At 68.6% G+C, this 13,399-nt stretch carries 17 protein-coding genes; 10 read left to right on the top strand and 7 right to left on the bottom strand.

Annotated features, from left to right (window positions below):
* The first annotated feature begins 7 nt into the window (after positions 1 to 7).
* Complete coding sequence (locus tag A5702_RS17955; protein ID WP_231965084.1) at positions 8 to 862, top strand: chemotaxis protein CheB; 855 nt, start codon at positions 8 to 10, stop codon at positions 860 to 862.
* A 6-nt stretch (positions 863 to 868) separates the two neighbouring features.
* On the opposite strand, the gene A5702_RS17950 is transcribed toward A5702_RS17955, so the two are convergent.
* The 3 genes from A5702_RS17950 to A5702_RS17940 are packed head-to-tail and all read right to left on the bottom strand — an operon-like array spanning position 869 to position 4,527.
* Positions 869 to 2,710, bottom strand: a complete 1,842-nt coding sequence (locus tag A5702_RS17950; RefSeq protein ID WP_067818456.1) for a CheR family methyltransferase — start codon at positions 2,708 to 2,710, stop codon at positions 869 to 871.
* A 49-nt stretch (positions 2,711 to 2,759) separates the two neighbouring features.
* Positions 2,760 to 3,518 carry an STAS domain-containing protein gene (locus A5702_RS17945; protein WP_068222424.1) on the bottom strand — a complete coding sequence of 253 codons (759 nt, stop codon included), beginning with the start codon at positions 3,516 to 3,518 and terminating at the stop codon, positions 2,760 to 2,762.
* On the bottom strand, positions 3,511 to 4,527 hold the full coding sequence (locus tag A5702_RS17940; protein ID WP_068222347.1) for a chemotaxis protein CheB: 1,017 nt from the start codon (positions 4,525 to 4,527) through the stop codon (positions 3,511 to 3,513). Before A5702_RS17940 ends, A5702_RS17945 begins: the two co-directional genes overlap by 8 nt.
* 134 nt (positions 4,528 to 4,661) lie before the next feature.
* On the opposite strand from A5702_RS17940, the gene A5702_RS17935 reads away from it, so the two are divergent.
* A complete protein-coding gene (locus A5702_RS17935; RefSeq protein WP_055403855.1) occupies positions 4,662 to 4,919 on the top strand; it encodes a hypothetical protein in 258 nt (85 codons plus the stop codon).
* Here A5702_RS17935 and A5702_RS17930 read toward each other — a convergent pair.
* Positions 4,913 to 5,479 carry a nucleotidyltransferase gene (locus tag A5702_RS17930; protein ID WP_068222344.1) on the bottom strand — a complete coding sequence of 189 codons (567 nt, stop codon included), beginning with the start codon at positions 5,477 to 5,479 and terminating at the stop codon, positions 4,913 to 4,915. The genes A5702_RS17935 and A5702_RS17930 overlap by 7 nt on opposite strands.
* 121 nt (positions 5,480 to 5,600) lie before the next feature.
* Complete coding sequence (locus A5702_RS26435; protein ID WP_156669668.1) at positions 5,601 to 5,822, bottom strand: hypothetical protein; 222 nt, start codon at positions 5,820 to 5,822, stop codon at positions 5,601 to 5,603.
* 29 nt (positions 5,823 to 5,851) lie between these two features.
* Between A5702_RS26435 and A5702_RS17925 the strand changes: the two genes are divergently transcribed.
* Genes A5702_RS17925 through A5702_RS17915 form a run of 3 tightly spaced genes read left to right on the top strand, consistent with a single transcriptional unit; the run spans position 5,852 to position 8,386 of the window.
* Complete coding sequence (locus tag A5702_RS17925; RefSeq protein ID WP_055403853.1) at positions 5,852 to 6,793, top strand: acyl-CoA dehydrogenase; 942 nt, start codon at positions 5,852 to 5,854, stop codon at positions 6,791 to 6,793.
* 7 nt (positions 6,794 to 6,800) lie between these two features.
* On the top strand, positions 6,801 to 7,571 hold the full coding sequence (locus A5702_RS17920) for a PIG-L deacetylase family protein (RefSeq protein ID WP_055403852.1): 771 nt from the start codon (positions 6,801 to 6,803) through the stop codon (positions 7,569 to 7,571).
* A gap of 50 nt (positions 7,572 to 7,621) precedes the next feature.
* Positions 7,622 to 8,386 (top strand): endonuclease/exonuclease/phosphatase family protein, encoded by a 765-nt coding sequence (locus A5702_RS17915; protein ID WP_067818448.1) that lies wholly within the window; start codon positions 7,622 to 7,624, stop codon positions 8,384 to 8,386.
* Between the two features lie 4 nt (positions 8,387 to 8,390).
* Here the strand turns inward: A5702_RS17915 and A5702_RS17910 are convergent, their stop codons facing one another.
* Together A5702_RS17910 and A5702_RS17905 are read right to left on the bottom strand one after the other, a co-directional pair.
* Entirely contained in the window at positions 8,391 to 8,660 is a 270-nt protein-coding gene (locus tag A5702_RS17910) for a DUF3349 domain-containing protein (protein ID WP_067818445.1), read from the bottom strand.
* Between the two features lie 117 nt (positions 8,661 to 8,777).
* Positions 8,778 to 9,014, bottom strand: a complete 237-nt coding sequence (locus A5702_RS17905) for a general stress protein CsbD (RefSeq protein ID WP_067818442.1) — start codon at positions 9,012 to 9,014, stop codon at positions 8,778 to 8,780.
* A gap of 163 nt (positions 9,015 to 9,177) precedes the next feature.
* On the opposite strand from A5702_RS17905, the gene A5702_RS17900 reads away from it, so the two are divergent.
* From A5702_RS17900 to A5702_RS17880, 5 genes are all read left to right on the top strand, one after another.
* On the top strand, positions 9,178 to 10,014 hold the full coding sequence (locus A5702_RS17900; protein ID WP_068222340.1) for an SDR family oxidoreductase: 837 nt from the start codon (positions 9,178 to 9,180) through the stop codon (positions 10,012 to 10,014).
* A 169-nt stretch (positions 10,015 to 10,183) separates the two neighbouring features.
* Positions 10,184 to 10,588 (top strand): STAS domain-containing protein, encoded by a 405-nt coding sequence (locus A5702_RS17895; protein ID WP_055403847.1) that lies wholly within the window; start codon positions 10,184 to 10,186, stop codon positions 10,586 to 10,588.
* A 269-nt stretch (positions 10,589 to 10,857) separates the two neighbouring features.
* Complete coding sequence (locus A5702_RS17890; protein ID WP_068222337.1) at positions 10,858 to 11,256, top strand: heme-binding protein; 399 nt, start codon at positions 10,858 to 10,860, stop codon at positions 11,254 to 11,256.
* A gap of 113 nt (positions 11,257 to 11,369) precedes the next feature.
* Positions 11,370 to 12,425: a DNA topoisomerase IB gene (locus A5702_RS17885; RefSeq protein ID WP_068222335.1), complete on the top strand. Its 1,056-nt coding sequence runs from the start codon at positions 11,370 to 11,372 to the stop codon at positions 12,423 to 12,425.
* A gap of 238 nt (positions 12,426 to 12,663) precedes the next feature.
* Positions 12,664 to 13,399: glycosyl transferase (locus A5702_RS17880; protein WP_068222421.1), on the top strand; the 736-nt coding region annotated here is incomplete at its 3' end.

Raw genomic sequence — 13,399 nt, 5'->3', positions numbered from 1 at the left:
TGAATGCGTGGCGAGCGACGCACATCGCCCCCCAGTCGAGCTGGTAATCCTGCTGGCGTCGGCGGGTGGATTGCACGCGCTGTCGACGGTTTTGAGTGATCTGCCTACCGATCTCCCCGCCGCCATCGTCGTGCAGCAACACCTCGGCGACCACGACAGCGTGTTGCCGGCGATCCTTTGCCGCCAGACCGAACGCGGGGTCGGGTGGGCGCACGACGGGCAGGTCCTCGTCCCCGGGCAGACCGTGGTCTGTCCGCCGGGCATGGACATGGAACTGGCCCCCGACGGCCGCTGCCACCTCGCGAAGGTCCGTGGGATACGGCGCTTCGACGTGCTGCTCCGATCGGTCGCCAGGTCGTACGGGCCGCGTAGCGTGGCGGCGGTGTTGTCGGGCTCCGGTCACGACGGGGCCGGCGGCACCGCGGCGATGAAGCGAGCGGGAGCCATCGTCGTCGCCGAGAGCCCCGAAACCGCCCGGTACTCGTCGATGCCGTTGGCCGCGGCGCGCGCCGGTGCCGACCTGGTGTTGCCCATCCAGGAGATTGGCCGGGTGCTGGTCGGCATCGTCGCGGGCGCGCCGCTGCCGCCCCACACCCGCGTTCGGTTGGACCCGGGGGTGGAAGAACCCGATCCGGACCCAATCCCGGTACAGGACGACATCGTCAACAACCCGACGGGCCGCGCCGAACTCGCCGGGCTGCGCGCGGCCGAACTCAGCCGCAGGCGTAAAGACCTGTCGGCGGGATCCGGCGCCACCGCCCAAACCGTGGCGACGGCGCGACGCCGGGCCGCGGAGTCGCGGCGCCGGGCGCAGTTGGCCCACCAAGCGGCCGAGGAAGCGGCCGCGCAGTGGGGACGGTGAGGCTGGCTAGTTCACCACCTCCATGAGCAGTAGCGCTCCGCCGACCGTCCCCTCGCCGGAACGAAACGACGTGCACGTGACGCGGACCCGCGTCGGCCGGCCGCGCCGGTTGATCGCGTCCACTTCGGTCTCACCGAAGCTGTCGGCATCCACGAACGCATTGCCGATCAGCGGCCGCACGCCTTCCAGCGGCAGCCCGATGTCCAAGCTCGTCAGCCTGGTGCCGGTCGCCTCGTCGGACCGCAGCCCCCAAAGCTCCTCGCAGCCGCGGTTCCACAGGATCACCGTCATTTCGCGGTCCACGACGACCATTCCCATGCGGACGGAATCGATGAGCGAATCCAGGAAGTTCTTCGCGTCGTCCAACTCGAGGCTGCGTTCCCGCAACATGTCGTTGATGGTGTGCAGTTCGTCGTTGGTGGACTGCAGCTCCTCGTTCATCGTTTCGAGTTCTTCGTTGGTGGACTGCAATTCCTCGTTGGTGGTCTCGAGTTCCTCCACGGTGGACTGAAGTTCCTCGTTGGTGGTCTCGAGTTCCTCGTTGGTGGACTGCAACTCCTCGTACGCCGCTTCCAACTGACGGTTGGTCTGGACCACCTTGTCCAGGAGGGCGCGCGTCGCGCTGACGTCGAAGAACACGATCGACACACCGAGCAGGCCGTTTTCGGCGTCGACGAGCGGGTTGATGTGGATTTCGAACCACACCGTATCGGCGCCCGGCCGTTGCCATTTGACGTCCTGGATGCGCGCCGACCGGCGCTCCACCTTGGCCTGCTCCAGGTAGGCGCGCAGCTCCACCGGGCGGTAGGACACCTCCAGGTCGCGTAGCAGCCGGCCGATGTCGCGGGCCGAGAGCCCGAACAGGGTCTCGGCCTGCTGGTTGATCATCGCGACCGTGTCCTCGCCGGTGATCACTATCTGTGCCACCGGGCTGGCGCGAAAAGCCAAGTCGCGCACCGTGCTCAACCCCGTCAGGTCCACGTTGCGTTCGTAGAATGCGCCGGCGGGGTCGTAGCGCTCGACGCCGGTGTGGCTTCCGACCGCCTTACGGAAGATTCGGTGCTTCAGGTTCAGCGGGGTGAACCGATCCCCGTGGCTGAGCAGCATCTCGGCGTGCCCGAGGAACAGCGTTCCCTGCGGGGCAAGGGCGAAATGCAGGCGCCCCACCACGTTTCGTTGTGTCTCGGCGTTGAGGTACATCAGCGTGTTGCGGCACACGAGCAGGTCGACGCGGGAGATCGGCGCATCCTTGACCAAGTCGTTGCGGCCGAAGATCACCGCGCGGCGCAGATCCTTCTGAAAGACGTAGCGGCCGTTGACTTGCTCGAAATAGCGCGTCAAGAGGTCGGCGGGCACCGATTCGACGGCCTTGGCGTCATAGGAAGCCGCGCGCGCCTCGGACAGCGCGTCCTCGTCGATGTCGGTGGCGTAGATCTTGACCCGTTGCCGGAACGCCTCGGGACCCAGGTTCTCGGCCAGCAGCATGGCCAGCGTGTAGGCCTCCTCCCCGGAGGCACATCCCGCGCTCCACACCCGGATCGGATCGCCGGGACCCCGCTCGGCCAGCATCCGGGGGATGACTTCGGAGCCGACGTATTCCCACGCCTCCGGGTCGCGGAAGAAAGCGGTGACGTTGATCAGGATGGTGTTGAAGAGCGCGGCGAATTCGTCGGAACTGGCCTGCAAGAAGTCGAGGTATTCCTCGAAAGAAGTGAAACCCGCCTGGTCCATTCGATGACGGACGCGCCGCATCAGCGATGTGCGCTTGTAGCCGGTGAAGTCGAAGCCGCGGGAATCGCGCATGTAGCGCAACAGCGCCTCGAAGGCCTCGTCGGTCGTGCCGTCCATCCAGGTCCCATCAAGCGTGGTCGAAGGACTTGAACACTACTCGCGACGGTCAGAATTCATTCTCGCGACCGACCAATGCCCACACCGTCTTGCCCGTCGAGGTCGGGGTGCTGCCCCACATCCGGCACAGTGCGGAGACGATGGCCAGACCGGAGACGATCTCGGCGCCCCGATCGGCATCCTCGTGGCGGGAGGGCAGGCGGTCACTGCCGTCCTCGACCGCGACAGTCACGGCGTCCCGGTAACTTTCGATCAGCAGCACCGGTGCGCTCTCGGTGTGGTCGAGGACGTTCTCGACGAAGACGGTGGCGACCGTGGAGGCGACGGGGATGACCTCGCGGCAGTCCCATTCGGTCAGCCAATCGGTGACGACCGCGCGGGCCAGGCCGAGGCTGCCTCGCGTGTGCGGCAGCTCCGCTCGCGCCCGACGCCGCATTTCCAACGACCGGCTGAGCGCGGCTTCCAGTGCCGCCTCGCGGCTGGCGTAGACCGGCACATAGCGGGCCACACCGCCCGCGACGATGGCCCGCCTCGCCTCGGGCTTCGCGCACACGAGCAGTATCGGGATGTCCGGCCAGATGCCGACGTGCCAGCGAGCGCTGGTGAAAACCGTCCACGCGGAGGACGCCGGCACGGCAAGCCGGTCCACGTCGACGATCACCGCGCGTGGCTCGTCGAGGGCCGCCTTGATCACGGTGTCGCGGAGGCTTCGATAGGTGAAGCTGTCGAGCACCCCGTCCACCGCCAGGATCGGCACGTCCCGTTGCGCTTCGGTGTCGATGCGGACCACCGACCGTTGGTCAGCCACCGGGTTCACCGCCGTGCGGGGCGTTGTCCGCCAACCGGTCGCTGAGCACTTGCAGCGCCCGTTCGGTTTCGTCGGCCAGCTCGGTGTAGCGCCGCTCGAGCGGGCCAAGGCCCGCTTTGTCCGCCAGTTCACGCGCCAACCGCGCCTTCTCCTGCAGGCTTCGGACGGCGACCCAGAGCGCACCCTCGACCTCGACGTCCCGAGCGCTGAGCAGGGCATCGGCCGTCCAGGCATGGCCCACCTGGCAGCGGTAGTTGCCCTCGCTGATGGCCACCAGCGAGCCGTTGCAGTCCGGGCAGATGTAGCCCGACGGCGTGCCCAACTCCTCGGTGTCGAAATCCGTCGAGAATCGCGACGCCATGGCGATGCGATTCTCCAGTTCCATTGCGGCGTCGCGTTCCATCTCCGGATCCTCTAGCTCGCGGTGCGACAGTTCTTTGAGGAGAGCGCCGATTTCGGCGGCCGGGGCCTGGCGATCCAGCACGCCGGCCTCACGCGCGTTCATCGGCATCGCGGGGAACAGCGCGTCCTCGGGCGCCTGGCCGATCGTGGTGCCGCCCCGCGCGCGGATCGCGGCCAGCCCCAGCACCCCGTCGTCGAGCACGCCCGAGAGCAGGACGCCGATCGCCCGCGGCCCGTAGGCCAGCGCGACCGAGCGGAACAGCGCGTTGATCGCGGGCCGGTGCCCGTTCTCGGTCGGCCCCTGGGACAGCACCACGTGGTGGTCGTCGACGAGCAGGTGGCGATCCGGACGGGCGACGTAGATGTGCGCGGGTTCGAGCTCGGCACCGTGTTCGGCCGCGACGGCGGGCAGCGGGCCGCTCCGGTTCAGGATGCGGGCCAGGATGCTTGGTGCGCCGGCCGGGACGTGCAGGGTCACCAGGTAGGCGTAGGGCACGCCCGGCGACAATCCCCCCGCCACCTTCGACAGCGCCTCCACCCCGCCCGCCGAGGCGCCGATCGCCACCACGCCGCGCAGATCATTGTTCTCGCTGCTTGCTGTGAACACTGCCCCTCGACTACCCGCCTCAATCGTAAGTAACCCGCTGCCGCAGGGATAGGCGTTGGCGCCATGCCATCTGATGGGTTTCCACCCCGGCCCGCGCGGGCACCCTGACCACTTGCGGACAAGGAGGGTGAATCATGCCGAATTCGTCGATCAAGAATGAAAAGCTGTACAAGGACCTGCGCAAGCAGGGCGACTCCAAGGAGAAGGCGGCCCGGATCTCCAACGCGGCCGCGGCGCGGGGTAAGTCTTCGGTCGCGCGCAAGGGCGGCAAGTCCGGCTCGTATCAGGACTGGACCGTCCCCCAGCTGAGGAAGCGCGCGAAAGAGCTTGGCATGTCCGGGTATTCGAGCCTGACCAAGGACAAGCTGGTAGCCAAGCTACGCAATCACTGAGCCGTGAGGCCGAGCCGATCGGCCAACACCAGGAAGGCGACCGCGTAGTCGTTGTCCGCGGTGCACGCCCTGACCCGCTCCCAGTCCAGCCGCTCGCGCACGGCGCGCACCGCCGGCAACAGCTTGGCGAAGTCGCAGTAGTGCTCGTGCAGGGCGCGCAGTTGCTGGATGAGCACCATTGTGGGCGGCAACACCGGCATCCTGATCGCCAGCACGTCGTGCTGCTCGGCGCAGTCCAGCGTGCTCGATTCCACCCGAACGCCGTTGACGCGGTGCAGCACGTCGACGACCGTGTCGCCGGTGCGCGCCTTGAAGAGCCAGTCCTCCGGGGGCCGCTCCACGGCGAAGCCGGCATCGCTCAGGGTGGCCACCGCGTCGTCGACGTCGGACTCGGCCACCACCAAATCCACGTCGTGGGTGGGTTCCGGCGCGCCATAGGCCCACAGCGCATAGCTACCGGCCAATGCGAACCGGGGGCCGTTTTCCTTGAGCGCAGAGGCAGCGCCGCGTAGCGCTTCCCGCAGCGCCGCGCCGGGTGCGGGGGGCTCGATGGGTGCCATGGTCCCTAGGTCATACCCCGCTGGCGACGAGCTACAACCTGCGCGGATGGGTCGCCGAGGGTGCTAAGCCTGTTTAACTTGCGGCCAATTGGGAAATTCTGTCGAGGTGTTAACCGCTTGGTTAAGCGCCGATGATGCCGCCGCCACAGTGACCCCCGCCCGTGCCGGGCGGGGGCGATTGGTGGCCGGCCTTCGTGCGCCAGCCCCTGGCGAGGACGCCGCCCCGGCCGACCGCTTCGAGGTCGCCGGCCACCGCGTCCACCGCGATACCGAACTCTTCCTCCTCACGTCGGCACGAACCCAGGCTCGGGCGCCACACGGGTTCGCTTTCCGCCTCAGGCACCTGAGGAGATCGGCGGCGGGTGATTGCGCGTGACGGCGGGACTGGTCAGGCATTGGCTCGAGTCGGGACGGCTCGAGCTGCCATTACCCGCCTCGGGGCGCACCACCGAACGCTGGCAGCGCCTGGCGTCGCTCGCCGAAGAGAACATCGTGGCGGCCAGGGTTGCCGAAGCCCACGTCGATGCCGTCGCCATCCTCCACGAGTTGGGCGGTAAACCCCCGGAATCCGGTCAGCTGTGGGCGGTTTGGGCCACCGAGTCCCCGGACGCGGTGCTCACCGCCACCGACACCAAGGGGGCGTTCACGCTCACGGGCACCAAGGTGTGGTGCTCGGGCGCCGGGTTCTGCACCCACGCCCTGGTGACCGCCCGGCTCGAAGACGGCTCACGGGGCCTGTTCGCCGTGCAAGTCACGGACGCAAGCGTCAAGCCGTTGCCGAGCACCTGGTGGAACGCCGGCATGGCCGGCAGCGACACGAGGCCCGTGCAATTCACCAATACTCACGCCGTAGCGGTTGGGGATCCCGGCGACTACGTGGACCGGCCGGGGTTCTGGCATGGCGCTATCGGCGTGGCCGCCTGTTGGCTTGGCGGTGCGCGCCGGGTCGCGGATCCGCTATACCGTTGCGCCGGAAGCCAATCCGCCGATGCCTACTCGTTGGCACACCTCGGCGCCGTCGACGCCGCGCTGGCCGCCGGCGACGCGATCCTGGCCGCCGCCGCGGCGCAGGTCGACTCGGACCCCTTCGACCGGAGCGGGACCGCCCAACTGCTGGCCCGGCGCGTCCGCACGGTGGTGGAACACGCGGTCGACGAGGCCATCACCCGCACCGGCCGAGCGCTGGGCCCGGGCCCGCTGTGCCAGGACGGGCGGCACGCCCAGCGCGTCGCCGATCTGAGCATCTACATCCGGCAAAGCCACGCCGAGCGCGATCTCGCCGAGCTCGGGCGGCTGGCGGGCAGCAACCGCTGAGGCCGCCATGACCGCGCCCACCAGCAACAGCGCCCGGTTCGCGGCCAAGCCGCTCACCCACGGCGGCACCCCAGCACCGTTGTGGCTGGCGGCTTTTGAGCGCGGCCCCCTGCCGGAACTGGACCTGACGAGGTGTCGGCGCCTGATCGTCGTGGCGCCCCACCCGCACGACGAGACCCTCGGTGTGGGCGCGATGATCGCCCAACTGGTCGCGTCGGGCGTCGATGTGCGGGTGGTGTCGGTCAGCGACGGCGGCGCCGCCCAACCCGGGGCGACCCTGTCCGGCCGCATTCGGCTTTCGACGACGCGCCGTTACGAACTTCGCAGGGCCACAAGCGTTTTAGGGGCGGCATCCCCGGTCCGGCTCGGGTTGCCCGACGGCGAGCTGGGTAAGCACCAGGACCGCCTCACCGCGGCGCTGGTGGACATTCTGCGAACCGCAGGCCCCAACGCCTGGTGCGCCGCCCCCTGGCGCCGCGACGGGCATCACGACTACGAAGCCGTGGGCCGCGCGGCGGCGGCGGCCTGCTCGCGCACCGGCGTCGCGCTGCTGGAATATCCGGTCTGGATGTGGCACTGGGCCACCCCGGCCGACCCCGCGGTGCCGTGGGAGCGTGCCCACCGAGTCCCGGCGCCCGGCTGGGCCGTGAATCGCAAACGCCAAGCCGCGCAATGCTATCGGAGTCAATTGCGGCCCGGGCGCGGCGAAACGCCGCCAATATTGCCGCCGTTCGTCCTGCAACGGCTGCTCGCGGTGGGCGAGGTGGTCTTCCGCTGACCACGCCCCGGCATGACTGCACGAGCCGGAAAGTGGGTAGGAGAACCCCTATGCGTGTGGCGACCTTCAACATCCTGCACGGCCGCACCGTCGGTGACGGGGTGGAGTTGCAGCGGCTGCGTGACTGCGTGCGGTGCCTCGACCCCGACGTGCTCAGCCTGCAAGAGGTCGACTGCGACCAGCCGCGGTCCGACCGCGCCGACCTCACCGCGGTCGCGGCCGAAGCCATGGGAGCCGTGGAACACCGGTTCGTGGCGGCCATCTCCGGCACACCCGGGGCGACGTGGATGGCCGCCACGGGTCGCGAGCAACCGGGGACCGCGGCCTACGGGATCGCGCTGCTGTCGCGATACCCGGTGGCCAGTTGGCAGGTGGTGCGGCTGCCCCGCATTCCCATGCGCTTCCCCATGTACCTGCCGGGCCCGAACCGGGTGATGGTCGTCGACGAGGAGCCGAGGGCGGCGGTCATCGCGCAGCTGCACACCCCGATGGGCGGGCTGACGGTGGCCAACACGCACCTGTCCTTCGTGCCCGGCTGGAATCGGCGCCAGTTGCGCCGCCTGGTGCACGACCTGCGCGGCTTTCCGGGCCCGCGGCTGCTGACCGGGGACCTCAACATGACCCCCAGGGCAGTGCGCCGCTGGTCGGGCATGCGAGCATTGGCCAGCGCCGCCACCTTTCCCGCGCACGCGCCGGACCGGCAGCTGGATCACATTCTGACCGACGACCGCCGCCTGCGCGGCAGTGCCGTCGACGCCGAACCGATGGGAATTTCCGACCATCGACCGCTGGTCGTCGACCTCCAACACGCATGATCGGCTAGCCCATCGCAGTCAGCCGCCGCCTGACCCGCTCGATCTCGTCCACCGAGGGCAGCGCGTCGGTAACCCGGGTGATTTCCACCCCGACGTCCACGCTGGATACCGAACGCGGCATCGGAAACTTTGTCGCGATGGTGGCGACCTCGTCGTCGGTCACCCGGCGCGGCAGCAGCGCCAGCACCGGCGTGTAGCCGTGGGCGGGGGCACCGTTCGGGTAGCCCGCGCGCAGGAACGCGACGATGTTCAAGACGCGATCGCTCAAACCCATTGGCCACCTCCGGTCCTAGCCGGGGATAACCGGGCGTGGCGGTTTGAAACCTGCCCGCGACGTCGAGACGGAAACGGGGCCCGGCCCCGAGCGGGACCGGACCCCTTCACCAACTAGCTACTGGTTTTCCTTCTGGCGCTGTTCGGCGGCCTCGGCGCCGGCCCGCGCGGACTCGGCTTCGGCCTCCTTCTTGCCCGCGTCACGCTGAGCGTCGGCCTTGTCCTGTTGGGCCTGACCCTCCTCGACCATGTCGTCGCGGCCGAGCACCGTTCCGCCGGCCTCCTTGACCTTGCCCTTCACGCCCTCGACGGCGCCCTTGACGGCTTCCTGCGGTCCGCTCTTGTCATCCCCCATGGGTCGACCTCCCTGTTGGTTACTGTCAATTCGTCCCTACGGCGTTCCCGTCGGCCGACCAGTCAAACGGGAACGTGCGGGCGATCACGAGACCGGACCGCGGCGGAATCGGAACGTTTGAAGCGGGATTCGGCGGGTAGTAATCAGCGACCAACGAAAGCGGGTGAGGCTGCTGACCACCATCGCCGTCATCGGAGCGACCGGCACCGCCGGCGCCCGCGTCGTCGCCAGGCTCAGGGCCCGCGACGTCGCGGTCGTGGAGGTGTCCCGCGCGCATGGCATCGACCTGCTGAGCGGGGAGGGCCTGTACCGGGCGTTCAAGGGGGTCGATGTGGCGATCGACGTGTCCAATCCAGTGGCGGACGACGGGCAGCCCACCGATCCGCAGGCGTTCACCACCGCCTCGCACAATCTCATGGGTGTGTGCGCCGCACGGGAGGTGCAGCGCCTGGTGGTGTCGACGATGGCGGGCATCGACGACCCGGTGTTCGACGGCGTCCCGTTCTTCGAAGCCAAGCGGGCGGCCAAGGAGATCCTGCTCGACGGCCCGGTCCCGACCACCGTGGTGAAGTCGACCACGTGGTACGAGTCGGCCACCGGCCCCGCGGGGCCGGTGACTTGTGACGGGGACGAGGTGCTCGTCGAAGACTGGCTGATTCAACCGATCGCCGCCGACACCGTGGCCGACGTGATCGTTGAGACGGCCCTGGGACAGACGCCCACGCCGCGCACCATCACCGGCCCGAACACGATTCGGCTGCCCGAGTTGACCACCAAAGTGCTTGCCCAGCAAGGTGATAGCCGCCCGGTACGCGCCGTGCAGCCAGCGGCTGCCCCGCTCGCCGCCGGAGCGCTGCTGGCTCCGGATCGCGCAATCGTGCTGGGCCCCGACCTCGATACCTGGCTGCGCACCCAGGCGCCCGCGGTCACGGACGGTACGAAGGACGGCCGCGAGAACGCGAACGCGTCCCTGCACCGGCCGGATTTCACCCCGGCCTGAGTGGGCGTGGTGAAGCCATGAAACGAAGAGTTTTCGTGGCAAGAGCCATTCCCACCCGCGCAGGGAAGCCGGGGGTTAGGCTCAGCTCAGGTTGAGTCCACAGCTGCCCCCTATCGAGCGGCCCTGGGCAACTGGTCGCTCACTCATCACAAGCCGGACGGGCGATCAGATGACTGCTCAACCCTTCCGAGCCGAGGAACGGCTCGACTGCTATGAAATCGATTGCGCCGGGGCGCGACTGCACGTGCGGGTGCATGGAGTGGCCACCGTGTTGCGCGTCGAGGGAGAGATCGACGCGTCCAACGCCGACCTCGTCGCACAGGCGGCCCGCCGGTTCGTGCGGCTGCGGGTCCCGCTGATCCTGGATGTCAGCCTCGTGGACTACCTCGGCAGCGCCGGCCTTCGCGCGCTGCTGCTCGTCGACGACGAGTGTCGGCTCGCCCGTCTGCACTGCAGCGTCGTCGGCGGTGAGGCGCTGCACCGGCTGACCCGGCTTGTCACCGGGCTGCGCTTGCCGTTGGTCGATTCGGTGGCCGACGCGCTCGAGCTGATCCGGGGAACCATTCGCGGGTGAGGACCCGTTCAGAGCCGACTGCGGGTCACGATTTCATCACGAAGATGATCACGATTCCTTAAGAACCACACGGTTTTCCTTAAGGATTACCGCAAAAATTGATCGCCGACTTAGTGAACGACCGCGTTCCGTGCCGGATCGGCGGGTTGGCGGCCGTCCGGTCGTCGTCAGCGAACGCGACCACTTCTTTTCTTCCGCTACGTTGGTTTTCGAGGATCGGGAGCCTCTTTGGAAAGAACAGATTCACAATTTCGAAGGACAAACCCATCATGAAAATCAGCAGTATTGTCGCGCGCCGGCGTCTGGCCGGCATCAGTGCCGGCTGCCTGCTCGGGGGAATCGCCATGGGTGTCGTCGGCGCCCCGTCGGCGGCCGCAGCGCCCGACTGCAGCCCCGGCGGCGTGAACGCCACCGTTTCGTCCGTGCAGGGCTCGGCCGAGCAGTACCTGGCGGCCCACCCGGGCGCCAATCAGGTGGTCACGGCCGCCTACGGCCAGCCGCGTCCCGAGGCCGAGTCGAGCCTGCGGGGCTACTTCACGGCCCACCCGCAGGAGTACTACGACCTGCGCGGCATCCTGGCCCCGATCGGCGACACCGAGCGGCAGTGCAACGTCAAGGCCCTGCCGCCGACCCTGGAGTCGGCCTACCAGCAATTCATGGCCGGCTGATCCAGCCGAGAAGCGACCCGCCACGACGCCGTGGCGGGTCGTTTCTCTGCAACGTGTGAACGGCCGCCGCGGCGGGTAATTGTCCAGTCAGCGAACGTAACTGGAGGCATAACATGCGGCTGCGTCGCAGCGTTCTCAGCAAGCCGGGCATCAAACGCAAGCGCCGCGGCAAGGGCTTCGCGTATTACGGGCCCGAGGGCGACCTGGTGTCGGATCCCGAAATCCTGCAGCGGATCAAGGATCTGGTCATTCCGCCGGCCTGGAAGAACGTGTGGATATCGCCGCATCCCAACGGCCACATTCAGGCTGTCGGCGTCGACGCCGCCGGGCGCCGGCAGTACCTGTACCACACCGCTTGGCAGCAGGAACGCGCCGAGGAGAAGTTCGACCGCGTCCTGGAACTGTCCACCCGGTTACCCCAATGGCGCGCCGTCATCGCGAAAGACCTGACGCGCAGCGGCTTGACCCGCAAGCGGGTGCTGGCGTTGGCGCTGCGCCTCCTGGATCGTGGCTATTTTCGCGCCGGCGGCGAGCAATACGCCGAGGAGCACGAGTCCTATGGACTGGCGACCCTGCTGTGCGAACACGTGGTGGTCCGCCGCGGCGCGGTCGAATTCGACTTTCCGGCCAAGAGTGGCGTGCGACGGACCGTGGAGATCGAGGACCCCGAAGTGGTCCGTGCGGTGCGCGCGCTGATGCGCCGGCCCGACCGTACCGCGCGACTCCTGGTGTGCCGCACCTCGGCCGGCTGGCTCGATGTGCGCTCCGATGACCTCAATGCCCGGTTCAAGGAGCTCGTCGGCAACGAATACACGGTGAAGGATTTGCGCACCTGGCACGGGACGGTGTTGGCCGCGACGGCGTTCGCCGATGCGGACCCGGCCGTTTCCCGGCGGGTGGCCAAACGGGTGGAGTCCGCCGTGATGAAGGAGGTCGCCGAGGAGCTGGGCAACACCCCGGCGGTGGCCCGCGGCTCCTACGTGGATCCGCGCGTCGTGACCGGCTACGAGCAGGGGCTGACGATCGCGTCGGCGGCGCGGCGCGCCGAACGCGCCCGGCACCCCGACGCGGCCCAGGAGATCCTGGACAAGGCCACCCGCATGCTGATCCGGCGGGTGGCCAGGGGCCACAGCGCGGGGGAATCATCCGCGCTGCCCAAGAGCGCGTGAGCAGACGACCGTCCGAAAGTTGCTCCGGCAAACCGCTTCTCGCCGCCAGCTCTTCGTCGGATGTCCTTGACGCTTCGCTTCCCGGACACCGCGGGCCTCGGGGTGTGCACCGCCCTCCATTCAATTCGACTGCGCGGCAAGGCCGGACGCGGTTCGCCACCTCGGGGAGCCACGCGACGAAGTGCTGCTGCCGGAGAAGCACCGTTTAACGAAGTACTCGTAGGGTATTTCGCTCGCCATGGTTCGACCGGGGCGAGCAAAGAACGTGTTGGTGTGGCACGTTCACGGTTCGTGGACCCAAGCGTTCGTCGCGGGCCGGCACCGGTATCTGGTCCCGGTCGCCGGTGATCGCGGCGACGGGGGCATCGGACTCGCCGCGCGGTCCTGGCCCAACGCGCGCGAGGTACCGCTCGAGGAGTTGAAGCACGAGGACATCGATCTCGTCGTGCTGCAACGCCCACATGAAGCGGAGCTGGTCGACCGGTGGGTCGGTCGCCGGGCGGGCTCCGGGCTGCCGGCGGTGTACGTCGAGCACAACGCGCCTCGCCCGAGCCCCACGCAGAGCCGGCACGTGGTCGCCGACCGGAGCGACATCCCGTTGATCCATGTCACCGACTTCAACCGGCTGATGTGGGACAACGGCCGGGCTGACACCCGGGTGATCGACCACGGCGTCGCCGATCCCGGCCCGCGCTACACCGGTGACGTGCTGCGGGCGGCCACCATGATCAACGAGCCACTGCGCCGCAATCGCGTGGTCGGCGCCGACCTGTTGGAGCCGTTGTCGGTGTACGCCCAGATCGACGTTTGGGGCATCGGCACCGCCGACCTGCGCACCAACCGCGGCGGTGTCACCGGCCGCGGCGACGTGGCGCCACCCGCGCTCTGGGACCAGATCGCCCGCAGGCGCGTCTACCTGCATACCGCCCGCTGGACCTCGCTGGGTCTCTCGCTCATCGAAGCCATGCTTTTGG

The organism is Mycobacterium sp. E3339 (assembly GCF_001666915.1).
GTDB lineage: Bacteria > Actinomycetota > Actinomycetes > Mycobacteriales > Mycobacteriaceae > Mycobacterium.
Note: the sequence above shows the minus strand (reverse complement) of the source record. Positions and strands in the feature narration are given on the sequence as shown.

Coding starts and splice junctions, on each gene's coding strand:
- A5702_RS17915 (WP_067818448.1), top strand. CDS start 7,622: ATGCGTGTGGCGACCTTCAACATCCTGCACGGCCGCACCGTCGGTGAC.
- A5702_RS17885 (WP_068222335.1), top strand. CDS start 11,370: ATGCGGCTGCGTCGCAGCGTTCTCAGCAAGCCGGGCATCAAACGCAAG.
- A5702_RS17895 (WP_055403847.1), top strand. CDS start 10,184: ATGACTGCTCAACCCTTCCGAGCCGAGGAACGGCTCGACTGCTATGAA.
- A5702_RS17930 (WP_068222344.1), bottom strand. CDS start 5,479: ATGGCACCCATCGAGCCCCCCGCACCCGGCGCGGCGCTGCGGGAAGCG.
- A5702_RS17890 (WP_068222337.1), top strand. CDS start 10,858: ATGAAAATCAGCAGTATTGTCGCGCGCCGGCGTCTGGCCGGCATCAGT.
- A5702_RS17950 (WP_067818456.1), bottom strand. CDS start 2,710: ATGGACGGCACGACCGACGAGGCCTTCGAGGCGCTGTTGCGCTACATG.
- A5702_RS17905 (WP_067818442.1), bottom strand. CDS start 9,014: ATGGGGGATGACAAGAGCGGACCGCAGGAAGCCGTCAAGGGCGCCGTC.
- A5702_RS17935 (WP_055403855.1), top strand. CDS start 4,662: ATGCCGAATTCGTCGATCAAGAATGAAAAGCTGTACAAGGACCTGCGC.
- A5702_RS17920 (WP_055403852.1), top strand. CDS start 6,801: ATGACCGCGCCCACCAGCAACAGCGCCCGGTTCGCGGCCAAGCCGCTC.
- A5702_RS17910 (WP_067818445.1), bottom strand. CDS start 8,660: ATGGGTTTGAGCGATCGCGTCTTGAACATCGTCGCGTTCCTGCGCGCG.